This is a genomic window from Parasphingopyxis lamellibrachiae, from assembly GCF_003385775.1.
GTDB lineage: Bacteria > Pseudomonadota > Alphaproteobacteria > Sphingomonadales > Sphingomonadaceae > Parasphingopyxis > Parasphingopyxis lamellibrachiae.
In genome coordinates this window covers 2457455-2483749 of the sequence record NZ_QRDP01000004.1, presented here as the reverse complement: position 1 = coordinate 2483749, position 26295 = coordinate 2457455, and the positions used below count along the sequence as shown (strand labels likewise).

The following is a 26295-nucleotide window of genomic DNA, read 5'->3' as shown; positions in this document are numbered from 1 at the left end:
CTGCAAAAATCCAGATGTAAATATTATGCCGGGAACATTGCCGCCCCGGCTTTGCGCCGTCAGGCAGCGCGGCGTTCGAGAGAAGAAAGCCAGGAACGCGCCTGTTTCTGCGCTTCGGCAATCTCACGCGCCGTCATTTCGTCCGATATCTCTGCACGGCAGCGCTGAGCTCTTTCATGTCCGCGCACTGCGGCGAGGTTGAACCATTTATGCGCCTCTATCAGATCCATATCGAGGCCGTCGGTTCCCGCCGAATAGGCGATACCCAGATCGAAATAGGCGTTCTCGTCGCCCGCTGCCGCATCTCTCAGACGGCTTTCGATCAGAAAATTCGCGGTTGCGGCACTGTGCGCCATGGCCCTGTTCCCCTTATTTGCTTTCGCTGGAAACAGGATTGGCGGCTTATGGATAATAAAAGGTTAACGGGAGGGGACGTTTTTTATCCGAAACTTTCGGACGAAGGTTTCTGACGTACAAAAACCTATCCCATCTCCACCGCGATATTGTCGATCAGCCGGGTCTTTCCGATCTGCGCCGCCGCGAGCAGCCGCGCCGGGCGTTCGAGTGTTTCGACCGGTTCCAATGTCTCCGCATCGCGCAGCTCTATATAGTCGACCGCCGAAAACCCAGCTTCGAACAGCCGCGCCTTGGCGGCAATAATCGCGAAGGATACGCTCTCCCCGCCCCGGATCGCCGCCGCTGCTTCGCGCATCGCGTCGGGCAGCGCCACGGCGCGGCTCCGCTCTTCCGCCGTGAGATAGGCATTGCGGGAGGACAAGGCCAGGCCGTCCGCTTCCCTCACGGTCGGCACGCCGATAATCTCGATATCGAAATCCATATCGCGCGCCATGCGCCGGATCAGGGCAAGCTGCTGATAGTCCTTCTCGCCGAACAGCGCATAATCGGGGGCAATCTGGTTGAAGAGCTTGGCGACGATCAACGCGACGCCGTCGAAATGGCCGGGGCGCGATGCTCCGCATAGCCCCTCTGAAACGCCCGAAACGCGGACGCTTGTAGAAAAGCCGGCCGGATAAATCTCGTCCGGCGTGGGTGCCCAGAGCAAATCGCAACCCGCCTCTTCGAGCTTCGCGCGGTCTGCCTCCTCCGGACGCGGATAGGAGTCCAGATCCTCGCCTTCGCCAAACTGGGTCGGGTTGACGAATATCGACGCGACTACATGATCGGCAACGGCGCGAGCGCGTGCAATCAGCGCAAGGTGGCCTTCATGCAGCGCGCCCATGGTGGGCACAAAAGCGATCGTTCCGCCATCCGCGCGCAAATTCCGCAGAGCTGCGCGAACCGCGATTAACTGTCTCTCCAATTGCACCTGCAGGATACCTCCGATATGTCAGCGGTGCTTTTGATCGGGCTGGGGCCCCGAATCAAGCGAGTTAACTTATTGGGGGACCTGCAGCCTTGGCCGATTGCCATTTCATCGTATTCGCCAATGAAAAGGGCGGCACCGGCAAGTCGACAACGGCCGTCCATGCCGCCGTCGCGCTTTCGTCCGCAGGGCGCAAGGTCGCCGTGCTTGATCTCGACAGCCGCCAGCGCACCACTACCCGCTACCTGGAAAATCGCGCGGCCAGCATGGCTCGCCTGAATTGCGAGCTGCCAACGCCTCGCTTCATGGTCAACGAAGCGGACAATCTTGTCGGTTTCGAACGCAGCCTCGATGCGCTTTGCGAAGACAGTGAATTCCTGATCATCGACACGCCGGGGCGCGACGATCCACTCGCCCGGATTTCCGCCGCCCGCGCAGACACCCTGGTCACCCCGCTCAATGACAGCTTTGTCGACCTGGACCTGATCGGCGAAGTGGATCCGGAAACCTATGCCATCCGCAAGCCGAGCTTCTATGCCGAAATCGTATGGGACGCGCGCAAGGCGAAAGCGCAGACCGGCGGCGAGGTCGACTGGGTCGTGCTGCGCAACCGGCTCCAGCATATCGAGGCCAAGAATATGCGGCGGGTGGCGCGCGCGCTGAACGATCTTTCCCGCCGGGTCGGCTTTCGGGTCATTCCCGGGCTGTCCGAGCGCGTCATCTATCGCGAGCTGTTTCCAAGCGGCCTGACCCTTCTCGATATCGACCATTTCGAAAATGTCGGACTCAGCCATATCGCCGCGCGCCAGGAGTTGCGCGAAATGGTTGCTGCGTTCCACCTCCCTGAAGAAGGGGTTACCCAAGACATGTTCGAGGCAGTATAGAAGAGCCATGCACATCGTCCTGATAGCCGCTGGCGCCATCGCCCTTTGGGCCTGGAAAACGGGCCGGCTCCGGGGCAGCGACAGCGGGGACTGGGCGGCCATAGCCGCAGTCCTGCTCGGCCTCAGATGGCTCTCGACCGGACAAGGTATATTGGCGCTGGTCTGTTTTTCCGGTGTTGCGATCTGGGCCGCCTATCGGTCCCAGCAATTCCGCCGGGCAAGGATGCCGGTAGCCGAAGCCCGCGAACTGCTCGGGGTAAGCGAGAATGCCGACCAGGCGTCCATCCGTAATGCCCACCGCCGCCTCATCGCCAAGGTTCATCCCGATGTCGGGGGATCCGCTGATCTCGCGCGCCGGGTCAATGCAGCGCGCGACATCCTGCTCAGCGAAGCCAGGAACCAGATGCCCAGCCATCGCAAATGAGAGCTTTGATCTTGCGAATAGATCGCAGTTAGGCAAAGGCGCGCTCTAACCCGACAGGCCAGCAACAAGGACTTTTCATGACCCATCGATTCCATCCCACAACCCTGCGAGAATATGACATTCGCGGCATAGTCGGAGAGACGCTTGGCGAGGACGATGCCCGGGCAATCGGGCGCGGGTTCGGAACGCTGGTCGCGCGCGCCGGCGGCAAAAGGGTCGCGGTCGGTTATGACGGGCGGACAAGTTCGCCGATGCTTGAGGCCGCCCTTGTCGAAGGGTTGAATGCCAGCGGCGTCGATGCGGTGCGGATCGGCCTGGGGCCGACGCCAATGCTTTACTTCGCCGAAGCGACGCTAGATCAGGTTGATGGCGGCATAGAGATAACCGGCAGCCATAATCCCGCCGATTATAACGGCTTCAAGATGGTCTTTCAGCGCGGACCGTTTTTCGGGGCGGATATCCAGCGGCTCGGGGAGATGGCTCTCGCCGGAGACTGGGAGTCCGGATCCGGAACCAGCGAGGAGATCGATATCGCCGACGCCTATGTCGACCGACTCCTCGCCGGTCTTGCCGGCGGCGAATACCGGATCGGCTGGGACGCCGGTAACGGCGCCGCAGGGGCGATCGTCGAGAAGCTCATCGCGCGACTGCCCGGCGAGCATTTTACCCTCTTCACCGATATCGACGGGTCTTTTCCCAACCATCATCCCGATCCCACTGACGAGGCGAATCTTGCAGACCTGAAAAAGCTCGTCGCCGACAACAATCTCGATTTCGGAGTGGCTTTCGACGGCGATGGCGACCGGATCGGCGCGATCGACGGCACAGGCCGCGTGATCTGGGGCGACCAGCTGCTGGCGATCTATGCCGAGCCGGTGCTGAGGAAGGAGCCTGGCGCAACGATTATCGCCGATGTGAAGGCCAGCCAGGCATTGTACGATCGGGTGGGCGAGCTGGGCGGCAACCCGTTGATGTGGAAGACCGGCCATTCCCTGATTAAGTCCAAAATGAAGGAAACGGGCTGTCCGCTCGCCGGAGAGATGAGCGGTCACGTCTTTTTCGCGCAGAATTATTACGGGTTCGACGACGCGCTATACGCAGCCGTCCAGCTGATTTCGGCAGCGCATATATTGGGCAAGAGCGTCACCGAATTGCGCAGCGCGATTCCCGACATGATCAACACGCCCGAAATGCGTTTTCAGGTCGACGAGAGCCGCAAATTCGCGGTGATCGACGAAGTGCTCGCGCGGCTCGGCGCGGAAGGCGCGGACGTCAACGACACGGACGGCGCACGGGTGAATACAGAGGATGGCTGGTGGCTGCTGCGCGCGTCGAACACCCAGGATGTGCTCGTGGCGCGCGCGGAAGCGAAGAGCGAAGCGGGACTGGGGCGCCTGATGGCCCAGATCGATACCCAGCTTGCCGCATCCGGGCTGGAGCGCGGGCCGCAGGCCGGCCACTAGATCAGCCGATATTTTGTGCTATCTTCGGCGCAACAAGGGGGATTGCCGCGCATGGAAGATGTTGTGGACGTGTTCAGGAGCAGCACCGAAAAATGGCTGTTCGGCAGTTTTTCCGGCTGGCTGACACTGATAGTCTGTTTCGGCGGCCTGGCGCTCGCGGCCTATTTCGAAATACCCTGGTTTCTGCTTCTCTCATTGGCCGGAGTGCTGAAAATCGGCCATAAATGGCTGACCTATATGGCCGCCAAATATGAGATTACGAGCCAGCGGCTGATCGTGAAACGCGGCATCATTTTCAAGAATATCGACGAGGTTGAACTCTATCGCGTCAAGGACGTGAAGGTGGAATTTTCTTTACTGAACCAGCTTCTCGACATCGGCAAGATTACGCTGATCTCGAGCGACCGAACATCGCGGGAAGGCCCGATCATTTTGCCCGATGTTCATCAGGCCCGCGATCGCAGGGAAATCCTGCGCGACCTCGTGCAAACAGAAAGAGTGCGCCGCGGCGTTCGCGAAATCGATTACGAGCCGGACGCGCTTTAAACCGGGACGGGTCGGGGCTGTTGTCATGTTCGTTAACTCTGCGCATTTACGGCTGCGATTTTTGCAATGCACAATTGTCTTTTCGCACTTGCAGCATTTCTTGCATCGCCGTAACAAGTCCCTGCCTTTTCAGGCATCCTCTCCAAACTTTGGGGCTGCTCCTAACAGGGCAGCCCTTTTTTTTGCCCTCAACTGATGCGACGCAGCAATGCGCGGTTCCGACCCGGCGTCAGGCCGAATTTCGGGCCCGGACAGCCAGGTCTAGTGCAGCATAGTCGGAAAATCCGGTTTCCGGCTCGACATGCTCCGCCCATGCTGCATCGATCGCAGCGCCGATCTCGGGCGGCAGCTCTTTCTTATGCCCGCCGACACCGCCTTTGCGCACCTTGGCCGAATCGCTGCCCGGCGCAAATCCGCAGCGTTTCTCCGACAGTTCGCGCAGCATCGGATCCGCGAATTTGTCCTTATGTTCAAGCATATAGGCCAGAGAAGATCGCTCAAGCGGCAGCGCGAGCAACCCATCATCAAGCGCTATACCGCAAAAATCTGCCAACAGCCGAACATGCGCTTCCGGCGCCTCGATCATATTCTCATAGGTGAGAAGCAGAACATCGGGATTGTCGCGTTGTCGCCACCAGCTCAGCAGATGGTGCCAATAGTCGTTTGCTTGCGGACCGGGCGTTATCCAGGCCTGGTAAAATTCCTCTATCGTCACACTGCCCGGTTCGATGAACCATCCTTCCATGAAGCGGAACATCGAAACAAAGGCATCTTTGGGATGGCGCAGCGAGACGACATAGCGAGCCCCCCTGGGGAGGGCGTCATAGGAGAGGTGGCTCTTGAATCCCCGTGGTTCGGCCTTTTGTTCGGCATTGATATCGAGCCCCAGGCTCGGTGCCGTCTCGATCCAGGGAACGACACGCGAAATATCGTCGAAATCCATATTGCCCCCGGTCCGCAACGTATGGAAGGTCTGCTGCAGCCATGTCGTGCCGCATTTGCCATAAGGGGAAATCACCACATCGGCTGGCTTCGGCTCGTAGGGAGTCAGCGCATTGGCTCCTTCGGCGGGCGCATGCAGGCGGCCCATCAGCTCGCCAAATTCCGTTAGTGTTTCCGCTCGACCGCTCAGCTTGTTCGCCATTCCCTCAATCTCCCCGCACCAGGCAAAAATTCTTGAACCACCAAAGACCAATCCGCAACTATGCTCGCATCGTCGGACGATGTGGTTAGATAGAAACAATGGCCGATACCGCTGCCCCAGCCCTGCCTCAACCGATAGCCGACTGGTTCGCCGCGCGAGGCTGGGCGCCCCGACGGCATCAGCACGACTTGCTGAGAGCGGCACGGGACGGGAAACATGCGCTGCTTGTCGCCCCGACGGGCGCGGGCAAGACGCTGGCCGGATTTCTTCCCAGCCTCGCCGCACTCGCCGAAACCCCCGGCGAGGGCCTGCATACCCTTTATGTTTCCCCGCTCAAGGCGCTGGCAGTCGACGTGCAGCGCAACCTCCTCGTGCCGATTGAGGAAATGGGTCTACCGATCCGGGTGGAAACCCGCTCCGGCGACACGCCGTCAAACCGCAAGAAACGGCAGAGGCAACGCCCTCCGCATATATTGCTGACGACACCGGAGTCTCTGAGCCTGCTCATTTCCTATGCAGACAGCGCCGCCCTGTTCGCGGACCTGAAAACCGTGATCATCGACGAGGTCCATGCCTTTGCGACGCAAAAACGCGGCGACCTTCTGAACCTTTCCATGGCAAGGCTGCAGCAACTTGCGCCGGGCCTGAGGCGGGTCGCACTGTCGGCCACTGTCGCCGATCCGGCGGCTTATGCGCGCTGGCTCGCACCCAATGGCGATGACAGCAGCGTCCGGATAATCAAAGGCGATCCGGGGGCCGATGCCGAAGTCTCGATCCTGCTGCCGGAAGGCCGGGTTCCCTGGTCCGGCCATTCGGGGAGTTATGCAACCGAGCAGGTGATGGGAATCATCGCCGCGCACAAGACCACGCTGATATTCTGCAACACGCGCGGGCTGGCGGAACTTATCTTCCAGCAATTGTGGAAGGTGAATGACGATGAGCTGCCGATCGGCATCCATCACGGATCCCTCTCTCGCGAGGCGCGCCGCAAGGTCGAATCGGCAATGGCGCGCGGCGCATTGCGCGGGCTGGTGGCGACCGCGAGCCTCGATCTCGGCGTCGACTGGGGCGATGTCGATTGCGTCGTGCAGATGGGCGCGCCCAAGGGCGCTTCGCGTCTGCTTCAACGCATCGGCCGCTCCAACCATCGGCTCGACGAACCGTCCAAGGCGATCCTCGTCCCGGGCAACCGGTTCGAATATCTGGAGGCGCGGGCGGCCCTCGATGCGGTTGCCGAACGCGAGCTCGACGCCGACATCTTCCGGCCCGGCAGCCTGGACGTGCTCGCCCAGCATATCATGGCCTGCGCTTGCGCCGGACCGTTCGAAGAGGCCGCGATGTTGGCCGAAATCCGGTCCGCCGCGCCTTATCGCGGCCTGCCTTCGGCCGAATTCGCCCGCGAACTCGATTATATTGCAAGCGGCGGCTATGCGCTGCGCGCCTATGACCGGTACAAGAGGCTGGCGAGCCGGGTCGACGAAGACGGCCAGACGATCTGGCGGGTCAGCCATCCTCGATTCGAGACGCAGCACCGGCTCAACGCGGGTATCATCGTCGATGCGCCGATCCTCGATGTGCGCTTCAAAAACGGCCGCAAGCTCGGAACGGTGGAAGAGCATTTCGGCGCGACCCTATCCCCCGGCGATACGTTTTTCTTTGCCGGCCTCAGCCTCGAGGTGCTTGGGGTAAAGGACACCGACCTTACCGTCCGCGCCTCGTCTCGCCCTGCCCGCATTCCCACCTATGGCGGCGCGCGCATGCCCCTTACCACCCATCTGGCGGACCGGGTTCGCGCTTTCCTCAACAACCCGGCCGAATGGGAAGCCTTTCCAGAAGATGTCGAGCAATGGCTGCGCGTCCAGTCGGAAAAGTCGGTACTGCCCAAACCCGGCGAATTGCTGGTCGAGACTTTCCCGCATGAGGACCGGCACTTTATGGTCGCCTATAGCTTCGAAGGCTGGAACGCCCATCAGTCGCTCGGCATGCTGGTGACCAGACGGATGGAAACGGCGGGACTGGGGCCCATCGGCTTTGTCGCCAACGATTACAGCTTCGCCACCTATTCGCTGGAGCGCGTACGTGATCCCGGCCCGCTCTTCTCCCCCGATATTCTCGAAGACGAGTTTGTCGACTGGGTACAGGGAAGCCACCTGCTGAAACGGGCCTTTCGCGAAGTCGCGGTGATCGGCGGACTGGTCGAGAGACAGCATCCGGGTAAACGCAAGACAGGCAAGCAGGTCACTTTCTCGACCGACCTGATCTACGATGTCTTGCGACGCTACGAACCCGACCATCTCCTGCTCAAGGCCGCCTGGGCCGATGCGCGGACCAAGCTCACCGATGTCGGCCGGCTTGCCAGCCTGCTCGACCGGGCGGCGCAGACGATGGTGCATGTCGATCTGCCGCGCGTTTCCCCGCTCGCCGTGCCCGTGCTCATCCTGATCGGGCGCGAGCATGTCGCGCAGGGCAGTGTCGACGATGCGCTGCTGATAGAAGCGGAAGCGCTTGCAGAAACGGCGATGAAAAGCGCATAAATATTACGATTCGCTCTAAAATCTGGCGTTTTATCGATAGTATTGCGACATTTGTCGTTACGAAACGGTTTATCGACATTTCCCGGTCGCTCGTCGAAACCCGGGCGACATTGCTGTATTGCATATCTAATACACCCCAACTCGCCCGATTCGAGGCGGGTCCAGTCAACTTGGTTCAGGAGTGTATTATGCTTACCAGAATATCCGCAAAAACCCGTCTCGTTCTTGCTGCTTTCGCGCTGCCTGCTGCGGGCATGGCCGTCATGGCCGCCCCTGCCTCCGCGCAGTCGGAAACGATGAGTGCACAGCAACGCGCCGAGGCGCTAGTTACCGCCCTTAACGGCAGCGGTGGAGAACGGTCTCGCTACGCCCGCGACAATTTCCTTTCCGATGGCTCCTACAGAATGCGCGTCCAGCAGTTCAACCAGCTCGCGCGGCGGACGGGACAGCTGACGCTCCTCAATGTCGCGGAAGCCGATAACGGCATGGTGATGCAGGTGCGCGACGAAGACGGCCGCACCAAGGCGATCAGCGTGGTCATGGACACCCGACGGCCGGACCGCATTCTCGGCATCGGCATGCGCGGGCTCTAAGACCCGTTTCAATCCCTGCATGGTCGCCGCTCCCGCGACCGAACCGGTCGCCCGGCCCGCATGCTGCGAAAGCATGCGGGTCGGGCGATCCGATCGTTTAGCCGGGACTTCACATGAAAACAGCGTTAGGACTGGCCCCCACCAACAGGATGGAAGGGATAAAGGCATGCGGGGATTCGGTATCGGATTGGGCGGCATAGCGCTGGCGATGGGGGCCGTATCCGCACCGCTCCCGGCGCAGGAAGCCGCTTCGAATATCCAGGAGCCGGCGGCCGTGCATAACCGCCTGCTGACCCTCGACACCCATCTCGACACCCCACTCCATATGATGCGGCCGGGCTGGGATATTGCCGAACGGCACGATTACATCACCGACAACAGCCAGGTCGATGTGCCGCGCATGATCGAGGGCGGCCTCGATGGCGGCTTCTTCGTCATCTGGACGCCACAGGGAGAATTGACGGAGCAAGGCTATGCCGGGGCCGCCGCAATGGCCGAGGCGCGGCAGCAGTCGATCCTCGCCATGATCGCCGCCAATCCAGAAACGGTCGAGCGCGCCGACCGGGCTGACGATGCGGCGCGGATCGCAGCGACCGGCCGCCGCTTCGTCTATCAAAGCATAGAAAATAGCTATCCCCTCGGAGAAGATATCGGTGCGCTGCAACGTTTCTACGACAACGGCGTGCGAATGGTGGGACCAGTTCATTCCTCAACCAACCAGTTCGCCGACAGCGCGACAGGCGAGGAACGTTGGGGGGGGCTGAGCCCGCTCGGCCGCGAACTGGTGGCCGAAATGAACAGGCTCGGTATTATCGTCGATGGTTCGCATGCGTCCGATGCGGCCTTCGACCAGATGCTCGAACTGTCCGCCACGCCGATCATACTCTCGCATTCGGGACCGAAAACGGCGTTCGACCACCCCCGCAACCTCGACGACGCACGGATTGCGCGACTTGCAGAGACGGGCGGCGTCATATCTGTCAACAGCATCTATCTCGCGCCGCGCGGAAGCTCCCCCGAATGGGAAGCGATCGGCGCGCGCTTCATGGAAATGTTCGCCGAGGATCCCGAAGTGCAGGCCGCCTATGTTCGCGACCTTCGCGCGCTCGAAGCCGTTACCCCGCGCGAGGATAGCGATTTCGAAATGTATATGGCGAGCCTTTTGCACCTGATCGCAGTCGCCGGGGTCGATCATGTCGGCTTCGGCGCGGACTGGGATGGCGGCGGCGGCGTGGAGGGCATGCGCGATATTACCGCCCTGCCCCGGGTAACCGCGCGCCTTCTCGCTGCCGGGCATAGCGAGGAGGATCTGGCCAAGATGTGGAGCGGCAATGTGCTGCGCTTGCTCCGGACCGCCGAAACCCATAGCGCGGCCCTGGTCGACTAGCCCATTCGGGCGCTGCGCCGATGGAGCTTGGCCCAACCGGAGAAGAGACCGCAAGCTGGCGCGAAACGCTGGCCGATGGACGCTGGCCGGCCTTCGCGCTGATCATGCTGGGCATCTGGCTGATGGCCGCCGACGCGCTCGTCACATCCACGATCATGCCCAGCGTGGGCCGCGATCTGGACGGCTATGCCTGGTTCGGCTGGGCGACATCGGGCTATCTGGTCGGCGTGGTCGCCGCTTCGTCCTGCGCCGGGTGGCTTTCCGACCGGATCGGGCTCCGGCCCGCCATGATCGGATCGGGGCTGCTGCTGGCGACAGGCTGCGCGATCAGCGCGCTCGGTGCGGACATGCCGGTCTTCGTCGCGGGCCGCATGGTTCAGGGCATAGGTGCAGGCTGGGTTGCCGGGTTTTGCTACGTCACCATCAATCTCGTGTTCGACGCGCGCTACCTGGCCCGGGTGTTTGCCGCCGCGACGGCCATCTGGGGCGTGGCGACCTTTGTCGGCCCCCTGGTCGGCGGCCTGTTCGCCGATGCCGGGAACTGGCGCGGGGTTTTCTGGCTGTTCGGCGCCCAGGCAATCCTCTTTGCGCTCGCCGCCGGCTGGCTGATCCCGGCCAGCAAGGGCAAGCCGGGCGAAGGCGGGCTGCCGCTGCTGCAGATCGCGCTGATCGTGATCGGGGTCAGCGCCCTGTCGAGCGCCGGCGTCGTCGAATCGGGCATGGTCCAGATACTGCTTGTCCCGGTCAGCCTTTTCCTGCTCGCTGCGGCTGTCATCCTGGACCGCCGGGCCCGGGCCAGGCTGCTCCCCCGCAACGCGGCGCGTTTCGGCACGTTGATCGGTGCAGCCTATGCGACCTATTTCCTGCTGCTCGCCGGGGAAGTCGGCTTTGCCATCTACGCGCCCGCCATCCTGCAATTCACGATCGGGCTCAGCGCGACCGAGGCCGGTTATGTGGTCGCCGCCGAAGCCTTTGCCTGGACCGTCGCCGCGCTCGCCGTATCCGGCTCCGGACCGGTCTGGCGGAGGCGCTGGATCGTTATCGGCGCCGCCTGTATTCCATCCGCTCTCCTGTTGTTGAGCGCCGTGCTGACGAGTGGCCTGCTTGTCCTGATCGTCGCCGGCGGCGCCCTTCTCGGATCGGGTTTCGGGCTCTCCTACAGCTTTATCAGCCGCACTGTGATGGCCTCTCTCGACGAAGATGAGCGCGCCACCGGGTCGGCGGGCATTGGCGCTGTCCGCGATGCCGGGGCCGCCACCGGCGCAGCAATCGCCGGCATAGTCGCGAACCTGACCGGCTTTGCCTCTGGCCTGACCGTGGAAAGCGTGGCGCTGGCCGGGTTCTGGGTTTGTGCGATCGGCGTGCCGATAGCGTGTCTCGGCTTGCTCGCCGCCATCCGGCTCACCAAGATTGCCAGAAAGTTTGCCTGATCAGGGCTGCGTTTCGGTTTCCTCGCGCGCCTGAATTTGCGCGCCGCGACGCTGCATGTCATCGCCGACAGTTTCCAGCTCGGCACCGCAGCGTGTCGCCGTCTCCTGAAGTGTGACGTTGGTCATGTCGCGCATCGCCTGTTCCAGGGGCTGGGTATAATCCGTGCCGCGCGCGGTGACCTTGCCGATGAAATACATGACCGATGCCATCGCCTGCGCTTCAGTCAATGCGTCTGAATTCTGCGAAATGATCAGCGTTGCGGCAAGGCATTCGATGTCGGAGGCTTCATCGTCCGCGATCTGGGCACCGGCGATCTGCGAACAAAGCAGCGCGGGGAGCGCAGCTCCCGCCAGAACAATCTTGCGCATCGAATTTCCCTTCACAAAAACCTTGCCGCTCTCTCTAGGCTGGCCGTATGGCAATGCAAATGGTTCGCTTTTCGTTCTCCGGTCACGAGCTTGTGGCACTGCCGCAGGCGGCACTGTACTGGCCAGCCCGCAAGGCGCTGCTGGTCGCCGACCTGCATTTCGAAAAGGCGAGCTGGTATGCCCGGTTCGGCCAGATGCTGCCGCCCTATGACAGCGAGGCAACGCTCGCCGATATCGAGGCGCTGGTCGCCGAGACGGATACGCGCGAACTGTGGTGCCTGGGCGACAGTTTCCACGACAGCGCCGGGAGCGAACGGCTCTCCCCGACCGCACGCGCGAAACTCGAAATGCTGACCACACAGCTGGACTGGACATGGATTACCGGCAATCACGACAGGGCAATCAACGGCGATTGCGGCGGCACGATCCTTGAAGAGGCTGAGGTGGACGGGCTCCTGCTGCGCCATGAAGCCGATCCCGCCGACGCGCGCCCCGAATTGTCCGGCCATTTCCATCCCAAATTGCGCATCCGGCTGCGGGGGAAAAGCGTCTCGCGCCGCTGTTTCGTCGCAACGGATACCAAACTGGTTCTGCCCGCTTTTGGCGCGCTGACCGGCGGGCTCGACGCCGGGCATGCGGAAATTGTCCGCGCGGTGGGGAAAGGCGCCGAAGCGCTTGTTCCCGTGAATGACCGGCTGTTGCGCTTTCCGGTCGCTGCTTAGCTTTAGTCAGAACCGTCCCGTCGAAAGTTCGCCGCACCGGCGCGCGGGCGTCAGTGAAAGCCTGACCGACTTACGCGGCCGGCGTGGCCGTAAACATCCGCGGGAACGTTGCCCTCAGATCTTCCACCTTCTCGACATCATGGGCAAGAATATAGGGGTGGCGGGGATTCCGGTTCATGAAGTTCTGGTGATAGTCCTCGGCCCGGTAGAAAGTGCCGTTCTCGATCTGGGTGGCAATCGGGCGCGCGAAACGGCCGGATACATTGAGCAGAGCGATATAGCGGCGCGCGACACTGCGCTGGGCTACGTTTCGCGGAAAAATCGCCGAACGGTAATCACTACCGACATCCGGCCCCTGACGGTTCACCTGCGTCGGATCATGCGCAACCGAGAAATAGATACGCAACAGCTGGCCGTAGGTCACAACGCTCGGATCATAGACGATACGCACCGCTTCGGCATGGCCCGTCCGCCCCGTGCCGACCTGATTGTAATGGGCTGTTTCTGCAGATCCCCCCGCATAGCCGGCCGTCACGCTGCGCACGCCGCTGACATGCTGGAACACGGCCTCCATGCCCCAGAAGCACCCGCCTGCGAAAACGGCAACCTGATTGCCTTGCGTCACAATGACATTCGTCGCCGGAGGCGGGATCAACACCGCCGCGTCCAGCCGTTCATGCGTTCCCGGCAGGGTGAGGGCGGCAATGGCGGCGACGACTGCACCGCCGCCCAGGACAAAGGAAACGAGTTTCTTCACAAACATGGGCCTAACTCCTTGCCGGAACGAAATCCATCGCCGTCCCGTTCATGCAATAGCGCAGCCCGGTCGGGCGCGGCCCGTCGCGGAAAACATGGCCGAGATGCCCGCCGCAATCGGCGCAATGAACCTCGGTGCGGGTCATGCCGAGCGAGGTATCGACGGTGGTTCCGACCCCACCCGCAAGCGGCCGGTAAAAGCTCGGCCAGCCCGTGCCGCTGTCGAACTTGGTTGCCGAACTGAACAGCCGGTTGTTGCAGCCTGCACAGATAAAGGTGCCGCGGCGATGCTCGTCGTCCAGCGGGCTGGAAAAGGGCCGCTCCGTGCCATGCCCGCGCAAGATGCGAAATTCGGCGGGTGTCAGACGTTCACGCCATTGGGCTTCGCTGTAGCGGACAGGGAACACGCCACCTTCGGTCGCCTCGGCCCGGCCGCTGCAACCGGCCATAATCGCCAGCGCGCCGGTCGCGCCGCCAGCCAACAGGGATCGCCTATCGATCTGCATATATCATTCCTTCGTTCGTGCGGCTCCCGGACCGGACTATGGCCCAACTGGACTGAACCAGCGCTGAAACCGATATCGCTCGCCCCACTCAGTCGTTCGGAGGGAAAGCAAATTTTGTTACAGACAAAGCCTATTCTGTTTGCATTTGTGCCGTGAAGCGGCTTTTGAGCAGTGCCATGCAGCACATGTTTTGCCTGTCCGCGCGATGAGCATTCGCGATTTCCAGAATATCGGCCTTGTCGGAGCAGGGCTGATCGGCGGCGCCGTCGCAGCCCGGCTGGCGCGCGTGATGCCGGATGTGACCCTGCACGTGCACGATATAAGCGCCGGCAATGCCGCCTATGTGGCGGAGCGCCATCCCAAGGCCCGGATCGCGACCGAGGTTGCTGACCTTGCGAGTTGCGATGCGATTTTCGTGGCGACGCCGGTCGCCACGATCGCCCGGCAGGTTGTCGCCCTTCTGGAGCTGCCGGGTTGCACCGCGCTCATCATCGATACGGGATCCGTAAAACAGGCGGTTGTGGACGCTGCGGAAAACTCGCATGCCGACGCCAGCCGATTTGTTCCCGGCCATCCGCTGGCCGGCGGTATTTCTGCCGGGCCCGGCCGCTCCAGCGGCGATATCGTGACGACGCGCCCTTTCGTGCTCACGCCAACCGAAAAGACCGCTCCCGAAGCGCTTGCCGACGCACGGGAGCTGCTGGAACGGCTCGGCGCGACGGTGAGCGAGATGAAGCCCGATGCCCATGACCGGGCGCTGGCACTGGGATCTCATCTTCCGCATCTGATTGCCTATGCGCTTGCCGGCCTTGGCGCCGAAGAACCGGCTACGCTGTTGCCGACCTCCTATCGCAGCATTGCCGCTTTTGCCGGATCGGATCCGCAAATGTGGGCGGACATATTCCGTACCAACGGCCCCGAACTCAAAGCCGTGCTCGAAGAATTCAAAAAACGGCTTGATCTGATCGCCGCCATGGCCGACGAGCCTGATCCCGACCCGTTGCTGGACTCGTTGAGCGAGGCAAAGGACCGGATCGAAGCGCTGGAGAATGATGGATGACCGCTGACACAATCGCCTATCTCGGATCGCCGGGCACCTATAGCTATCAGGCGGCGGTCGGCATGTTTCCCGATGCCGAGCATGTCGGCTTGCGCACTTTCGGCGAAATCATGGAAACGGTGGAAGCCGGCGAGCGCAAGACGGCTGTTATCCCGATCGAGAATTCGACCAGCGGACGCATTCCGGACGTCCATCGCCTGATGCTCTCGACGGAAATGGCCATCGTCCAGGAACGGATGCAACGGATCGAACATTGCCTGATCCAGGCGCATTCGGGCCCGCAGCCCGTGTCCGAACTCGGCAGTATCACTCGCATCCTGAGCCATCGCCAGGGATTCCTCCAGAGCTCCGGTTTTATCGAAGCGCATTGCCGGGACGCCGAGCAGATCGAAACGGTCGATACCGCCTCTGCGGTTAAACAGGTGGCCGAGCTTGGCGATCCGCATGTTGCAGCGATCGGCTCGTCGGTTGCGGCTCAGGTTTTCGGCGGCGTGGTGATCGAACGGGACATTGCCGACCAGAAGAATAACTACACCCGCTTCCTCGCCCTTGAGAAACCGTCGCTCGACCCGGATTATTCCGACGCGACGATCACCACGTTGATCTTTCAGATCGATCACCAGCCGGGTGCATTGATCGAGGCGCTCGCCGTGTTTCGCGACGCCGGCATCAATATCACGACGCTCGAAACCTATACGATATCCGAAGAAACGGCGCTGCCGACTTTCTATATCGATATCGGCGGCGGGCTGGAGGATGATGCTGTGCAGTCCGCTTTGCGTGCGCTTGAAGAAAAGGCCCGCTACGTCAAACTGCTCGGCAGCTATGTCGCAAGCGACGTCCGTAACGCCAATTCGGGCTTCCTGCCCGTCAAATCGGTCAAACTTTAAGGGAAACCCATGTTCGACAATGCCGTCGCCCGCCCGCTCGACCAAATCATTGCCATCAGCCGCGCCTATCAGGCCGATCCGCGCGAAGACAAGGTCGATTTCGGGATCGGCGTCTATAAGGACGAAACCGGCCTGACACCGATCATGCGCGCCGTAAAGGCCGCCGAACAGAAGCTGATCGATACGCAGACGACGAAAACCTATGTCGGCGTCGGCGGCGATCAGGCTTTTGTCGAGCTGTTGGCGAAGGAAGTGCTGCCCGACCATGTCTATGGGACGGATATGGTCGGTATCCAGTCGATTGGCGGCTCCGGAGCCGTTCGCGTACTGGCCGAACTGGCGCTGAGCCTCAATCCCGGCGCCAGTTTCTGGATACCCGATCCGAGCTGGCCGAACCATCGGGCGATCTTCGGCGCGGTCGGCGCCCGGATTGCAACCTATCCCTATCCGAAATTCACCGCGGATTCCGGAATCGATGCGATCCTCGAAGCGCTGGATGCCGCCTCGCCCGGCGACGTCGTTGTTATCCATGGCGGTTGCCACAATCCCACCGGGATCGATCCCGACCTTGAGGAACTGGCAAAACTTGCGGAAGGCGTAGTTGCGCGGGGGCTGATCCCCTTTGTCGATTCCGCTTATCTGGGTTTCGGCAGGGGCTGGAAGGAAGACGCCGAACGGGTTGCCGTTGTCGCCGATAAAGCGCCGGAAATGCTGCTCGCGCTGAGCTGCTCGAAAAATTTCGGCATCTATCGCGAACGCACGGGCGCGGCCCTGCTGGTTGGCAAGGGACACACCAATCTGGCGGCCGCCAATTCCAACCTTCTCGCTCTTGCGCGCGCCAATTATTCGATGCCACCCGATCATGGCGCCGCCATCGTCCGGACCATTTTTCAGGACCCGGCGCTCAAGGCCGACTGGCTCGCTGAGCTCAAGGAGATCCGCGAAACGATCAACACCGCACGCGGTGCACTGGCCCTTGCACTGGCGCGTGCCAAACAGGATCGCGACTGGACCTATATCGACAAGGGTATGGGCATGTTCTCGCTGATCGACGTCACGCCAGAAGCGGCCGCCGCGCTGCGCGAGGAGCAGGGCGTTTATATCATTCCCGATGGGCGGATGAATGTTGCCGGCATAGATATTACCAAGATCGACGAAATCGCCGCCAAGCTCGTAACGGCACTATAGGAGCGCCCCATGGCCTCGCTTCCCAACGTTCCCAACCTGTTTCTCGACAGTGAAAAGACCGAGTTCGATACCGCTATCGGTGATATCGCGTCAGGCGAAGCCAGCGTCTTTGCACTGCGCTGCCACAATCTGCCCGCCAGTGCCGACCTGACCGAGACACTGGCTGCTGCATTCCTCTTTACCAATGCGATCCTCATGGCCCGCTCACGGCGCAAAATCGTCAAATTGGTTACTCTTGATGTAGCAGAAGAACCGTTGCGGTACAGTTATGCGAACAGCTTCCGGGCATTGTTCAACAGCGAATTTTCGAGCCTCGACAATATCGATCGCTGGCACAGTTATCTCGAAGAACGCCAGCATATTGCTGTCGGCGCGCGTGAAGATGCGCAAAAGGCGGTCGAATTTTTCCGGCATGCCGGAATCAGCCGGTCTGCCAGCGCCCTGCACCGGGCGGATGTTTTCATGGGTATGGAGAATGTCTCGGCGGCCGACAGCGCAGGCGGCCAATTCTCGTTCGATGACAGCAATATCTATGCCCCGAAACTTGTCGGCGCAAACGGCGGTACGGCCATCGCACTCAAAAGCGTGTTCTTGGCCGATGGTGTGAAAGTGCGTACCGGACGGCGCGGACAGAATGTCGTGATTGAGCTCGATTGCGCCCGCGCCAATGACGGCATCCGGGAGTGGCTCGGCCATATCGAACGAATACTGGCGCTCGATTTTTACCGCTTGGGCGTCTAGGCAAGCCGCGCTTTAAGCAGACCGCGCACCGCATTGCCGATCAGGAAACCCCCGGCAAGATCATCGCGCACCAGATCCTGCTCGACAGCGCGCCCGTCCTCGATCAGCGCTTCGCGTAAGATACCGGGCAGCAGGCCGCGGGATAGCGGCGGCGTCAGCAACCGCCCCTCCCGCTCGACGAACAGGGACGTGAAGCAGCCCTCGGTGAGAAAACCCTCGCCGTCTTCGAGCAGAGTTTCGAAAGTCCCGCGCCCGACCATCGCCTCGTCATATACCGACCGGGCGGTCGTCTTGTGGCTAAGCCTGAAGTCCAGCGGATCGGCGTTGCGAGAAGCGATCGCCACAACCACCGGTTCGGCGGCGTACTCAGGCAATGGCCGCACTTCGATCGCGAACCGCCCGTGCCGTGACAGCAGCACGCGGACTTTCGACAGCGCCTTTACCCTGAACGTTGCCGCCTGCAGCTCGTTGCGCGCGGTGTGCCGGTCAAACGTAAATCCCAATGCCCTAGCGCTCGCTTTCATGCGTGCAAGATGCCGTTCGAGTTGCTCGATCCCCGCAACCGGGTCAAAGCGCATCGTTTCGACAAGATCGAAGCGTGGCTGCCCCTCAGTCACAAAAGCCCCCTTGGCCAGGCATTCGCGCCATTCGTCCCCCATCAGGCTATCCGCGACTATGCCCGAGCCCAGGCCAAGCGTCGCACTGCTGGCGCCATCTTCGAGCACCAGCGTGCGAATGGCAACGTTGAACGCCGCATCGCCTGACGGATCGATCCAGCCGATCGAACCTGTATAGGGTCCGCGCGGCGCCGCCTCCAGTTCGTCGATGATCTCCATGGCCCGGATTTTGGGCGCGCCGGTGATCGAGCCGCAGGGATAGATGGTTCGGATGATATCGATTGGCGATGCGCCCGGCGATATCTCCGCGGTAACCGTGGAAGTCATCTGATGGACGGTCGGATAGGATTCGACATGAAACAGGGACGGCACATCGACACTGCCGGGAGCGGCCACCCGCGAAAGATCGTTTCGGAGCAGGTCGACGATCATCAGATTTTCTGCTCGCTGCTTGGGATCGCCCTGCAATTCCTCTCGTGCAGCATTATCCGCCGCAGGATCGCCCTGCCGGACCGCCGTCCCCTTCATGGGCCGGGCCGTGATCCGGCCATCGGCGAGCGAGAAGAAGAGTTCCGGCGACAGCGACAGCAGCCAGTGCGCACCGGTCCAGACGACACCGCCATAGCCGGCCAGCGACCCCGCCCTCAGCCGCGCATAGATGGCGAGCGGATGGCCCGCGATCTTTACATCGCAGCCAAAGGTGAGGTTGGTCTGATAAATATCGCCGGATGAAATATAGGTCTGCGCCTGTGCGAAAGCCTTTTCATAGCCGCTTTCCGTAACGCGCGGCAGAGGCGCCCCGGCCCAGCCGCCGGCGGGATCCGGCAGCATTGCCGGCACTGCATCGGCATCGATCCGCTCCATCTCTTCGAACAGGCCGAACCACAGCAGTGGCGACGAGCCGGCCTCAAGCTCGCGCCGCAACGGCTCCAGCCGGTCCTCCAGCGCCAGGCCGGCTTCGTAGCCGATGAAACCGGCAACATGGAGGCCATTCTCTCTTGCGCGTTCCAGCCGGCCCAGAGCCATCTCGACCTGATCGTGCGACCGCGCTTCGACCATGGCGACCGGCCGCGTAAACAACCGCGCCGACGCACCGTCGACCCGTGCATCGTCGAGGAGCACGAAAGGCGTTTCATGGGCGATTGCGTCTGTCACCCCCGCCCCATGCCAAGCCTTGGCGCACTTCGCCAGTTGCAAGCGTGCCGAGCAATTGCCATGTCACCCGCCATGACAGACACCGCCCCCCTCAAAGCCGCGATCATTCCGGTGACGCCGCTCCAGCAGAACAGCACCCTGATCTGGTGCACCAAGACGATGCGCGGCGCCTTTACCGATCCTGGCGGGGATCTCGACAAACTGAAGGCCGCTGCCAAGCAGATGGGCGTGACCATCGAAAAACTGCTCGTGACGCACGGCCATCTCGATCATTGCGGACAGACCAAGATCCTTGCCGAAGAACTGGGCGTGCCGATCGAAGGGCCGCATGAAGCGGACCGGTTCTGGATTTCCAAGCTTGAGGATGATGGCAGGAAATGGGGCATGGAGGGCAAGGTTTTCGAACCCGATCGCTGGCTCGACAATGGCGATCAGGTAACGGTGGGTGAGCTGACCCTCGATGTCTATCACTGCCCCGGTCACACACCCGGCCATATCGTGTTCCATCACCCCGAATCGAAATTCGCAATTGTCGGAGACGTGCTCTTCCAGGGCTCTATCGGTCGCACCGATTTCCCGATGAGCAACCATCAGGACCTGATCGACGCGATCACGCAGAAGCTGTGGCCGCTCGGGGGCGAAACGGCGTTCGTTCCCGGGCATGGGCCGATGTCGACCTTCGCCCGTGAACGGCAGACCAATGCCTTTGTTTCGGATGCCGCGCTGGGCTGAATTTGATCTTCTAGGCCGCGATGGAGGTTGTCGTTTCGGTCCCCGTGAAAACGGTTCCCGAATAGGCAATGAAAAGCGCATAGAGAGCCAGGCCGAGCAGGATTAGCATCGTCATCATCACGCCGAACGGACGCAGCTTGCTGTCCCTGTCCATACCAAAGGCATGGGCTATGCGCGCGATAACGAAGAGAAGCGAGACGCCCCACAGCCAGATGCTGGAACCGCTCGCCAGTTCGATAACCGCCAGCAGAACGAGGAAGAAGGGCGCATTTTCGATGAAATTGGCGTGCGCACGCATACGGCGAATCACCGCCTCATTGCCTCCATCGCCGACAAAAACCTTCTCCGCCAACCGCACCCGGCCGACGCGGATGGAGAGCCAGAGGTTGAGCAATACCGCCGCCGCCGCAACGACAAGTGTGATTTCGAGTTTCATGATGCCCCCTTTTTTCGTTCGGGGCCTGACCTCGCATGCACTTACAAAGGTTGCAAGCCGCTGCGAATTCGCTATATGCGCCGGTCTTCACCGCTTATCGGTATCGAGAGAATGCGGCAGCCTTGATGGTCGCCGGAGAAGCTCGTAATGCCGTGGGTGAGACAGTTTTTGGCAATTGCTAGCTATTAAGGTGCCGACATGGCCGTTCCGAAGAGAAAAGTATCGCCCTCCCGCCGTGGCAATCGCCGCGCGCATGATGCGCTGAAGGTTGAAGCCTTTGGCGAATGCCCAAATTGCGGCGAATTGAAGCGTCCCCATCACATGTGTCAGGCATGTGGCCATTATAATGGCCGCGAAATCCTTCCGGTCGACGCCTAAGCAGGAACCGGAGGTAACCGGATGACACAAGCGCCGCGGATCGCCATCGATGCGATGGGCGGCGATGTGGGTCCGGAAGTGATGGTGGGAGGCGCGGCTGCTGCACGCGCCGATTTCCCAGATCTCCGTTTCGTCTTTTTCGGCGATGAAGCCGTGATCCGGAACGAAATCGCCAAGCACAAGACACTGGCCGACAATGTCGAGCTGGTTCATACCGACAGCGTAATCTCTGGCGAGGACAAGCCCAGCCAGGCGCTCAGGCGCTCCAAGGATTCGTCCATGGGCATGGCCATCGCCGCCGTGAAGGCAGGCGAAGCCGAAGCGGTGCTTTCGGCCGGCAATACAGGCGCGCTGATGGCCATCGCCAAGGTAGCCCTGCGCACCATGGAGGGCATTGAGCGGCCGGCTATTTCCGCACTCCTGCCGACACTCGGCAAAACCGATGTCGTAATGCTCGATCTGGGCGCCAACGCCGAATGCGATGCTGAAAACCTCGTCCAGTTTGCCGTCATGGGCGCCGCCTATGCCCGCACCGTCCTCGATATCCCGCGACCGCGCACAGCCTTGCTCAATATCGGGACCGAAGAACTGAAAGGCACGGGCATCCTGCAGGACGCAGCAGCCCGGCTGCGCGCCGCCGATGCGCTGCCGCTCGAATTTACCGGCTTTATCGAAGGCGACCGTCTCTCGCGCGGTCATGTCGATGTGATCGTTACGGACGGTTTTTCGGGCAATATCGCCCTGAAGACGATCGAAGGTACCGCACGGTTCGTGGCGGACCTGATCCGCAATGCCTTTACGAGCTCGCTCCGTTCCAAATTCGGCTTCCTGCTGTCGCGCCCAGCGGCGAACCTTCTGAAACGGACGCTCGACCCCAACAACCATAATGGCGGCGTCTTCCTGGGGCTGAACGGCCTTGTAGTGAAAAGCCATGGCGGTGCCGATTCAAACGGCGTGCGCAACGCGATCGGGGTTGCTGCAAAGATGGCGAAAGCCGATATCATCCGGAAAATATCGAACGACCTCGAAAATTTTCCCAACAAAGCAATCGAGGACGCAGCTGAATGACTTTGAAATCGGCAATTCTGGGCACCGGTTCAGCCCTTCCTGAGAGGCGCGTCAGCAACGAGGAATTGACGGAAACGGTAGACACATCGGATGAGTGGATCGTCGAACGTACCGGCATTCGCTTCCGCCATATCGCCGACGACAGCGAAACGACGGCCAGCCTTGGCACACTCGCGGCGCAAAGGGCGCTCGACGACGCCGGAATGGAGGCCGGCGATCTCGATTTGATCGTTCTTGCAACCTCCACGCCGAACCAGACTTTCCCGGCCACAGCCACAATCATTCAAACCAGTCTCGGAATCGATGATTGCGTTGCCTTCGATGTGCAGGCCGTATGTTCCGGTTTTCTCTATGCGCTCACCGTTGCCGACAATATGATCCGTGGCGGCTCCGCATCGAAAGCGCTCGTAATCGGCTCGGAAACCTTCAGCCGAATTCTCGACTGGGAGGACCGCGGGACCTGCGTTCTGTTCGGGGACGGCGCGGGCGCCGTGATACTCGGAGCCGAAGAGGGCGACCGGGGCATACTTGCATCGAAACTCCACGCCGATGGGCGACACAATCAGCTGCTTTACGTCGATGGCGGCCCTTCGACGACCGGCACAGTGGGCAAACTGCGCATGAAGGGTCGAGAAGTTTTCCGCCACGCGGTGGTCAATCTCGCCAATGTGCTGAACGAAACCCTGGACGCGGCCGGTCTCGACGCCTCGGCGGTCGACTGGGTCGTCCCGCATCAGGCCAATCGCCGCATCCTTGATGCCACAGCCAAGAAACTCGGCCTGTCGCCGGAAAAGATCGTCATTACGGTCGACCAGCATGCCAATACGTCGGCGGCCTCGGTTCCCCTGGCGCTCGATACGGCGATACGCGACGGACGGATCAAGCGCGGCGACGTACTGGCGCTGGAGGCCATGGGCGGCGGCTTCACCTGGGGCGCCTCCATCGTCCGGTATTGATACAGGGCCCGGCGCTGCGGGATTTGCTCCTTTGTCCGTGCTCAGTTAAGGATTGTCACAGGAAAAGAACGATAAGGGGGATGTTGATGAGCGACGCAGGGACTTTGACCCGGGCAGATTTGGCAGATTCCGTCCATGAATCGCTGGGACTCTCGCGCGCCGATTCGGCTCAGCTGGTAGAATCGGTACTCGGGCATATGTGCGATTCGCTGGCCGATGGGGAGAATGTCAAAATTTCCGGATTTGGAAGTTTCATCCTCCGCGACAAAGGCGAGCGCATTGGCCGCAATCCGAAGACCGGTGTCGAAGTGCCGATCGCACCGCGCCGCGTACTGACATTCCGGGCCAGCCAGTCGATGCGCGAAACAATCGCCCAGGGAAGCTGAATTCGGATCTGATGGCAAAGGACGCAGACGCCTTTCGCACTATCGGAGAGCTTTCCGGCCAGCTTGGCGTTGCGCAACATATCCTGCGCTATTGGGAAACCCGTTTCCCGCAACTTCAACCGCTGACGCGGGCGGGAAATCGCCGCTATTACCGGCCCGAAGATGTGGCGCTCGTCGAACGCATAAACCGATTGCTCAACGAGGACGGCTATACGATCCGCGGAGTGCAGAAAGTGCTGGCGGGCAAGACCGAAGAACGCGGATCCGCGCCGGCAAAACCGGAAACCGGCGCTGTTCGCCTTCCGCCCGACCTGCTCGCCGAACTGAAAACGCTCAGAAGCAATCTCGCCGACGCGCTTGCCGAATAGGCCCTGCCCTTCCCGCGTATGCGGGCTGACAAGCGAGACTTAGTCCGCAGCCGCCGCCAATGCCCCGGCAATCAGTTTACGCACATTGTCGATTCCATAGAGCGCAGCGAAGCTGCCCATGCGCGGCCCCTGGCTTGTACCTAAAAGTGTTTCGTACAGGGCCTTGAACCAATCGCGCAGCGGCTCGAATTCGTGCCGTTTACCTATCTCGAACACGGCATTCTGGATCGTCTCCGCATCGGCATCACCCGACATTGCCGCCAGCGCCTGGTCCAGGTCGCGCAACGCGGCCGCTTCGCGCTCATCAGGCGCGCGCCGTTCGAGCGTATCGGCTACGAAATCGCGGAAATAGGCAAGGGCATGGCCGATCAGCGCATCGAGCTCGGGATGGCTTTCCGGGCTGGCTTCCGGCGCGTAACGCCGGACAAAACCCCAGATCAGATCCTTGTCGTCGGTGCTCGCCACGCCAACCAGGTTGAGGAGCAGCGCAAAGCTGATCGGCATATGCGGCGCAGGCGGAGTGCCGGCATGGACATGATGCACGGGGTTCGGCAGCCGCTGCTCGATCGGCTGCTCCGGATAGGCGCCGAGGAAGCGATGATACTCGTCCACTGCCTTGGGGATCACTCCGAAGCTTAGCTGTTTTGCCTTTTTCGGATCGCGATAAATGTAGAAGCTCAACGACTCCTCGGGCGCATAGGTGAGCCATTCATCGATAGTCACGCCATTGCCCCTGGTCTTTGAAATCTTCTGGCCACTTTCGTCGAGGAAAAGTTCGTAATTGAACCCCTCTGGCGGTTTTGCACCCAGGACGCGCGTGATCTTCGAACTCTGCGTTACCGAATCGATCAGGTCCTTGCCGGCCATCTCATAATCAACGCCAAGCGCCGTCCAGCGGAGCGCCCAATCGACTTTCCACTGGAGCTTGGCCTGACCGCCCAGAATGCAATGCTCGATGGCCTCGTCGGTCGCCGGATCGACGAACCGCACAAGCCCGTCCGCCGGATCGACAACCTCGACCGGCACCTGCAACACCTTGCCGCTCACCGGCGAAATCGGCAGCACGGGCGAATAGGTGGCGCGCCGTTCCTCGCCGAGAGTCGGCAGCATGACATCCATGATCTTGCCATAGCGCGCAAGAACGAGACGAAGCGAATCGTCGAACCGCCCAGAATGATAGCACTCCGAAGAAGCCATGAACTCGTAGTCGAAACCGAAACGATCGAGAAATTCGCACAGGATCGCGTTGTTGTGCGCGGCAAAACTCTCATGTCCGGTATCGAAGGGATTGGGTACGCGGCAAAGGGGCTCGTCCAGATGTTCGGCCAGCATGTCGCGGTTGGGAAGATTCTCGGCGACCTTGCGCATGCCGTCCATATCGTCGGAAAAGGCGATGAGTTTGGTCGGTGTGTCGCTCAGCTCAGCAAAGGCGTGACGAACCATTTCGGTGCGTGCAACTTCCTGAAATGTACCAAGATGGGGTAAGCCGCTGGGCCCATAGCCGGTTTCGAAGAGTATCGGCGATCCGTCCGGCTTGCCGTCGGGATAGCGTTTCAACAGCTTGCGCGCCTCCTCATAGGGCCAGGCCTTGGAGTTGAGGGCTGCGTCGCGCAGGGCAGAAGATATGGAGCTGTCGTTCATCGCCGGGGCTTTAGCGGAAAGAGCAGGTAGGGGGAACTCCCCACAGGCGCCAGAATAATCAGGAAGCGGGCGGGTAGAAATTGCCGCACGATGCGCGCGGGTTTCGCGACCTAACTCTCCTCATTCTCCGCCTTGGCATGCAAATCCCCCCAGATCTTGGCGGTGCCGGCTTCCTGAGCCTTGTTCACATACTGCGAGGCCACCAGCCACCCCTTTATGAGCTGCAGCGGCACGATACACCCGATCACCATGAACGGGACGGAAGTGAGAAAATGCACCCAGACCGGCGGATTGAACGCTATCTGGATCCAGACCACGAAGAAGATGAGCGGAAAGGCGACGATGCACAGGGAGAAGAATGCTGGCCCGTCATCCGGAGCAGCAAAATTATAGTTGAGCCCGCACGCAGGACATGTGTCGATCAGTTTCAGCCACCGGTAAAACATCTTGCCTTCGCCGCAATGCGGGCAGCGATTCTTCCAGCCGCAGTGGAAAATCCAGTGCAATTTGTCATCCGGATCGAATTTCGCGTCGGACATAACGCACCTCGCATTTGTTCAAGCATCGCGCTGCGATTCGCAGCCTTGCTTCATATGG

The 26295-nt window shown here is 61.2% G+C and carries 29 protein-coding genes; 19 read left to right on the top strand and 10 right to left on the bottom strand.

Going from position 1 to position 26295, the window contains the following annotated elements:
• Nucleotides 1–59 precede the first annotated feature (59 nt).
• A complete protein-coding gene (locus DFR46_RS12440) occupies nucleotides 60–356 on the bottom strand; it encodes an SEL1-like repeat protein (RefSeq protein WP_116236729.1) in 297 nt (98 codons plus the stop codon).
• A gap of 125 nt (nucleotides 357–481) precedes the next feature.
• On the bottom strand, nucleotides 482–1327 hold the full coding sequence (gene panC / locus DFR46_RS12435) for a pantoate--beta-alanine ligase (RefSeq protein ID WP_116236728.1): 846 nt from the start codon (nucleotides 1325–1327) through the stop codon (nucleotides 482–484).
• An 89-nt stretch (nucleotides 1328–1416) separates the two neighbouring features.
• On the opposite strand from panC, the gene DFR46_RS12430 reads away from it, so the two are divergent.
• The 4 genes from DFR46_RS12430 to DFR46_RS12415 all read left to right on the top strand — a co-directional run bounded on the left by DFR46_RS12430 (nucleotide 1417) and on the right by DFR46_RS12415 (nucleotide 4641).
• Entirely contained in the window at nucleotides 1417–2208 is a 792-nt protein-coding gene (locus tag DFR46_RS12430) for a division plane positioning ATPase MipZ (RefSeq protein WP_116236727.1), read from the top strand.
• A gap of 7 nt (nucleotides 2209–2215) precedes the next feature.
• On the top strand, nucleotides 2216–2632 hold the full coding sequence (locus DFR46_RS12425) for a DnaJ domain-containing protein (protein ID WP_116236726.1): 417 nt from the start codon (nucleotides 2216–2218) through the stop codon (nucleotides 2630–2632).
• A gap of 77 nt (nucleotides 2633–2709) precedes the next feature.
• Nucleotides 2710–4095, top strand: a complete 1386-nt coding sequence (gene pgmG / locus DFR46_RS12420) for a phosphoglucomutase/phosphomannomutase PgmG (protein ID WP_116236725.1) — start codon at nucleotides 2710–2712, stop codon at nucleotides 4093–4095.
• 51 nt (nucleotides 4096–4146) lie between these two features.
• Nucleotides 4147–4641 (top strand): PH domain-containing protein, encoded by a 495-nt coding sequence (locus DFR46_RS12415; RefSeq protein WP_116236724.1) that lies wholly within the window; start codon nucleotides 4147–4149, stop codon nucleotides 4639–4641.
• A 229-nt stretch (nucleotides 4642–4870) separates the two neighbouring features.
• Here DFR46_RS12415 and DFR46_RS12410 read toward each other — a convergent pair whose 3' ends face one another.
• Nucleotides 4871–5785 carry a sulfotransferase domain-containing protein gene (locus tag DFR46_RS12410; RefSeq protein ID WP_116236723.1) on the bottom strand — a complete coding sequence of 305 codons (915 nt, stop codon included), beginning with the start codon at nucleotides 5783–5785 and terminating at the stop codon, nucleotides 4871–4873.
• 98 nt (nucleotides 5786–5883) lie between these two features.
• Here DFR46_RS12410 and DFR46_RS12405 point away from each other — a divergent pair, with 98 nt between their 5' ends.
• The 4 genes from DFR46_RS12405 to DFR46_RS12390 all read left to right on the top strand — a co-directional run bounded on the left by DFR46_RS12405 (nucleotide 5884) and on the right by DFR46_RS12390 (nucleotide 11729).
• On the top strand, nucleotides 5884–8319 hold the full coding sequence (locus tag DFR46_RS12405) for a ligase-associated DNA damage response DEXH box helicase (protein ID WP_116236722.1): 2436 nt from the start codon (nucleotides 5884–5886) through the stop codon (nucleotides 8317–8319).
• A gap of 188 nt (nucleotides 8320–8507) precedes the next feature.
• Nucleotides 8508–8912: a hypothetical protein gene (locus tag DFR46_RS12400; protein ID WP_116236721.1), complete on the top strand. Its 405-nt coding sequence runs from the start codon at nucleotides 8508–8510 to the stop codon at nucleotides 8910–8912.
• Between the two features lie 166 nt (nucleotides 8913–9078).
• Nucleotides 9079–10299, top strand: a complete 1221-nt coding sequence (locus DFR46_RS12395) for a dipeptidase (RefSeq protein WP_116236720.1) — start codon at nucleotides 9079–9081, stop codon at nucleotides 10297–10299.
• Nucleotides 10300–10319: 20 nt separating this feature from the next.
• Entirely contained in the window at nucleotides 10320–11729 is a 1410-nt protein-coding gene (locus DFR46_RS12390; RefSeq protein ID WP_116236719.1) for an MFS transporter, read from the top strand.
• Here DFR46_RS12390 and DFR46_RS12385 read toward each other — a convergent pair whose 3' ends face one another.
• Nucleotides 11730–12098 carry a hypothetical protein gene (locus tag DFR46_RS12385; RefSeq protein ID WP_116236718.1) on the bottom strand — a complete coding sequence of 123 codons (369 nt, stop codon included), beginning with the start codon at nucleotides 12096–12098 and terminating at the stop codon, nucleotides 11730–11732.
• Nucleotides 12099–12157: 59 nt separating this feature from the next.
• On the opposite strand from DFR46_RS12385, the gene pdeM reads away from it, so the two are divergent.
• Nucleotides 12158–12820, top strand: coding sequence for a ligase-associated DNA damage response endonuclease PdeM (gene pdeM, locus DFR46_RS12380; RefSeq protein WP_116236717.1), 663 nt, complete (start codon nucleotides 12158–12160; stop codon nucleotides 12818–12820).
• Between the two features lie 70 nt (nucleotides 12821–12890).
• On the opposite strand, the gene msrA is transcribed toward pdeM, so the two are convergent.
• Nucleotides 12891–13583 carry a peptide-methionine (S)-S-oxide reductase MsrA gene (msrA, locus tag DFR46_RS12375; protein ID WP_116236716.1) on the bottom strand — a complete coding sequence of 231 codons (693 nt, stop codon included), beginning with the start codon at nucleotides 13581–13583 and terminating at the stop codon, nucleotides 12891–12893.
• A 4-nt stretch (nucleotides 13584–13587) separates the two neighbouring features.
• Nucleotides 13588–14082 (bottom strand): peptide-methionine (R)-S-oxide reductase MsrB, encoded by a 495-nt coding sequence (gene msrB / locus DFR46_RS12370; RefSeq protein WP_116236715.1) that lies wholly within the window; start codon nucleotides 14080–14082, stop codon nucleotides 13588–13590.
• Nucleotides 14083–14287: 205 nt separating this feature from the next.
• Here msrB and DFR46_RS12365 point away from each other — a divergent pair, with 205 nt between their 5' ends.
• From DFR46_RS12365 to DFR46_RS12350, 4 genes are read left to right on the top strand one after another with little or no spacing between them, the layout of a single operon-like run.
• On the top strand, nucleotides 14288–15142 hold the full coding sequence (locus DFR46_RS12365; protein ID WP_116236714.1) for a prephenate dehydrogenase: 855 nt from the start codon (nucleotides 14288–14290) through the stop codon (nucleotides 15140–15142).
• Entirely contained in the window at nucleotides 15139–16032 is an 894-nt protein-coding gene (locus tag DFR46_RS12360) for a prephenate dehydratase (RefSeq protein WP_116236713.1), read from the top strand. The genes DFR46_RS12365 and DFR46_RS12360 overlap by 4 nt, the downstream gene beginning before the upstream one ends.
• Nucleotides 16033–16041: 9 nt before the next feature.
• A complete protein-coding gene (locus DFR46_RS12355; protein WP_116236712.1) occupies nucleotides 16042–17220 on the top strand; it encodes an aromatic amino acid transaminase in 1179 nt (392 codons plus the stop codon).
• Between the two features lie 9 nt (nucleotides 17221–17229).
• Nucleotides 17230–17961 carry a hypothetical protein gene (locus DFR46_RS12350; protein ID WP_116236711.1) on the top strand — a complete coding sequence of 244 codons (732 nt, stop codon included), beginning with the start codon at nucleotides 17230–17232 and terminating at the stop codon, nucleotides 17959–17961.
• Here the strand turns inward: DFR46_RS12350 and pabB are convergent.
• The gene (gene pabB / locus DFR46_RS12345) at nucleotides 17958–19637 is read right to left on the bottom strand and encodes an aminodeoxychorismate synthase component I (RefSeq protein WP_116237335.1); all 1680 of its coding nucleotides are present in this window, start codon (nucleotides 19635–19637) and stop codon (nucleotides 17958–17960) included. The two genes, DFR46_RS12350 and pabB, sit on opposite strands and share 4 nt — an antisense overlap.
• A gap of 168 nt (nucleotides 19638–19805) precedes the next feature.
• Between pabB and DFR46_RS12340 the strand changes: the two genes are divergently transcribed.
• Entirely contained in the window at nucleotides 19806–20465 is a 660-nt protein-coding gene (locus DFR46_RS12340; protein WP_116236710.1) for an MBL fold metallo-hydrolase, read from the top strand.
• A gap of 10 nt (nucleotides 20466–20475) precedes the next feature.
• Here the strand turns inward: DFR46_RS12340 and DFR46_RS12335 are convergent, their stop codons facing one another.
• Entirely contained in the window at nucleotides 20476–20901 is a 426-nt protein-coding gene (locus DFR46_RS12335; RefSeq protein WP_116236709.1) for an MAPEG family protein, read from the bottom strand.
• Nucleotides 20902–21099: 198 nt separating this feature from the next.
• On the opposite strand from DFR46_RS12335, the gene rpmF reads away from it, so the two are divergent.
• From rpmF to DFR46_RS12310, 5 genes are all read left to right on the top strand, one after another.
• The gene (rpmF, locus tag DFR46_RS12330) at nucleotides 21100–21279 is read left to right on the top strand and encodes a 50S ribosomal protein L32 (protein ID WP_116236708.1); all 180 of its coding nucleotides are present in this window, start codon (nucleotides 21100–21102) and stop codon (nucleotides 21277–21279) included.
• Between the two features lie 21 nt (nucleotides 21280–21300).
• On the top strand, nucleotides 21301–22347 hold the full coding sequence (plsX, locus tag DFR46_RS12325) for a phosphate acyltransferase PlsX (RefSeq protein ID WP_116236707.1): 1047 nt from the start codon (nucleotides 21301–21303) through the stop codon (nucleotides 22345–22347).
• Nucleotides 22344–23303 (top strand): beta-ketoacyl-ACP synthase III, encoded by a 960-nt coding sequence (locus DFR46_RS12320; RefSeq protein ID WP_116236706.1) that lies wholly within the window; start codon nucleotides 22344–22346, stop codon nucleotides 23301–23303. Before plsX ends, DFR46_RS12320 begins: the two co-directional genes overlap by 4 nt.
• An 86-nt stretch (nucleotides 23304–23389) precedes the next feature.
• Nucleotides 23390–23689 (top strand): integration host factor subunit alpha, encoded by a 300-nt coding sequence (locus DFR46_RS12315; RefSeq protein WP_116237334.1) that lies wholly within the window; start codon nucleotides 23390–23392, stop codon nucleotides 23687–23689.
• 11 nt (nucleotides 23690–23700) lie between these two features.
• Nucleotides 23701–24057: a MerR family transcriptional regulator gene (locus DFR46_RS12310; RefSeq protein ID WP_116236705.1), complete on the top strand. Its 357-nt coding sequence runs from the start codon at nucleotides 23701–23703 to the stop codon at nucleotides 24055–24057.
• Nucleotides 24058–24096: 39 nt separating this feature from the next.
• Here DFR46_RS12310 and DFR46_RS12305 read toward each other — a convergent pair whose 3' ends face one another.
• On the bottom strand, nucleotides 24097–25698 hold the full coding sequence (locus tag DFR46_RS12305; RefSeq protein ID WP_116236704.1) for a lysine--tRNA ligase: 1602 nt from the start codon (nucleotides 25696–25698) through the stop codon (nucleotides 24097–24099).
• Nucleotides 25699–25808: 110 nt separating this feature from the next.
• A complete protein-coding gene (locus tag DFR46_RS12300) occupies nucleotides 25809–26237 on the bottom strand; it encodes a DUF983 domain-containing protein (RefSeq protein ID WP_245953846.1) in 429 nt (142 codons plus the stop codon).
• Nucleotides 26238–26295: the final 58 nt, after the last annotated feature.

Excerpts from the sequence above, each read along its gene's own strand:
- DFR46_RS12440 (WP_116236729.1), bottom strand. The coding sequence starts at position 356 with ATGGCGCACAGTGCCGCAACCGCGAATTTTCTGATCGAAAGCCGTCTG.
- DFR46_RS12425 (WP_116236726.1), top strand. The coding sequence starts at position 2,216 with ATGCACATCGTCCTGATAGCCGCTGGCGCCATCGCCCTTTGGGCCTGG.
- pgmG (WP_116236725.1), top strand. The coding sequence starts at position 2,710 with ATGACCCATCGATTCCATCCCACAACCCTGCGAGAATATGACATTCGC.
- DFR46_RS12415 (WP_116236724.1), top strand. The coding sequence starts at position 4,147 with ATGGAAGATGTTGTGGACGTGTTCAGGAGCAGCACCGAAAAATGGCTG.
- DFR46_RS12410 (WP_116236723.1), bottom strand. The coding sequence starts at position 5,785 with ATGGCGAACAAGCTGAGCGGTCGAGCGGAAACACTAACGGAATTTGGC.
- DFR46_RS12405 (WP_116236722.1), top strand. The coding sequence starts at position 5,884 with ATGGCCGATACCGCTGCCCCAGCCCTGCCTCAACCGATAGCCGACTGG.
- DFR46_RS12400 (WP_116236721.1), top strand. The coding sequence starts at position 8,508 with ATGCTTACCAGAATATCCGCAAAAACCCGTCTCGTTCTTGCTGCTTTC.
- DFR46_RS12395 (WP_116236720.1), top strand. The coding sequence starts at position 9,079 with ATGCGGGGATTCGGTATCGGATTGGGCGGCATAGCGCTGGCGATGGGG.
- DFR46_RS12390 (WP_116236719.1), top strand. The coding sequence starts at position 10,320 with ATGGAGCTTGGCCCAACCGGAGAAGAGACCGCAAGCTGGCGCGAAACG.
- DFR46_RS12385 (WP_116236718.1), bottom strand. The coding sequence starts at position 12,098 with ATGCGCAAGATTGTTCTGGCGGGAGCTGCGCTCCCCGCGCTGCTTTGT.
- pdeM (WP_116236717.1), top strand. The coding sequence starts at position 12,158 with ATGGTTCGCTTTTCGTTCTCCGGTCACGAGCTTGTGGCACTGCCGCAG.
- msrA (WP_116236716.1), bottom strand. The coding sequence starts at position 13,583 with ATGTTTGTGAAGAAACTCGTTTCCTTTGTCCTGGGCGGCGGTGCAGTC.
- msrB (WP_116236715.1), bottom strand. The coding sequence starts at position 14,082 with ATGCAGATCGATAGGCGATCCCTGTTGGCTGGCGGCGCGACCGGCGCG.
- DFR46_RS12365 (WP_116236714.1), top strand. The coding sequence starts at position 14,288 with ATGAGCATTCGCGATTTCCAGAATATCGGCCTTGTCGGAGCAGGGCTG.
- DFR46_RS12360 (WP_116236713.1), top strand. The coding sequence starts at position 15,139 with ATGACCGCTGACACAATCGCCTATCTCGGATCGCCGGGCACCTATAGC.
- DFR46_RS12355 (WP_116236712.1), top strand. The coding sequence starts at position 16,042 with ATGTTCGACAATGCCGTCGCCCGCCCGCTCGACCAAATCATTGCCATC.
- DFR46_RS12350 (WP_116236711.1), top strand. The coding sequence starts at position 17,230 with ATGGCCTCGCTTCCCAACGTTCCCAACCTGTTTCTCGACAGTGAAAAG.
- pabB (WP_116237335.1), bottom strand. The coding sequence starts at position 19,637 with ATGGTCGAAGCGCGGTCGCACGATCAGGTCGAGATGGCTCTGGGCCGG.
- DFR46_RS12340 (WP_116236710.1), top strand. The coding sequence starts at position 19,806 with ATGACAGACACCGCCCCCCTCAAAGCCGCGATCATTCCGGTGACGCCG.
- DFR46_RS12335 (WP_116236709.1), bottom strand. The coding sequence starts at position 20,901 with ATGAAACTCGAAATCACACTTGTCGTTGCGGCGGCGGCGGTATTGCTC.
- rpmF (WP_116236708.1), top strand. The coding sequence starts at position 21,100 with ATGGCCGTTCCGAAGAGAAAAGTATCGCCCTCCCGCCGTGGCAATCGC.
- plsX (WP_116236707.1), top strand. The coding sequence starts at position 21,301 with ATGACACAAGCGCCGCGGATCGCCATCGATGCGATGGGCGGCGATGTG.
- DFR46_RS12320 (WP_116236706.1), top strand. The coding sequence starts at position 22,344 with ATGACTTTGAAATCGGCAATTCTGGGCACCGGTTCAGCCCTTCCTGAG.
- DFR46_RS12315 (WP_116237334.1), top strand. The coding sequence starts at position 23,390 with ATGAGCGACGCAGGGACTTTGACCCGGGCAGATTTGGCAGATTCCGTC.
- DFR46_RS12310 (WP_116236705.1), top strand. The coding sequence starts at position 23,701 with ATGGCAAAGGACGCAGACGCCTTTCGCACTATCGGAGAGCTTTCCGGC.
- DFR46_RS12305 (WP_116236704.1), bottom strand. The coding sequence starts at position 25,698 with ATGAACGACAGCTCCATATCTTCTGCCCTGCGCGACGCAGCCCTCAAC.
- DFR46_RS12300 (WP_245953846.1), bottom strand. The coding sequence starts at position 26,237 with ATGTCCGACGCGAAATTCGATCCGGATGACAAATTGCACTGGATTTTC.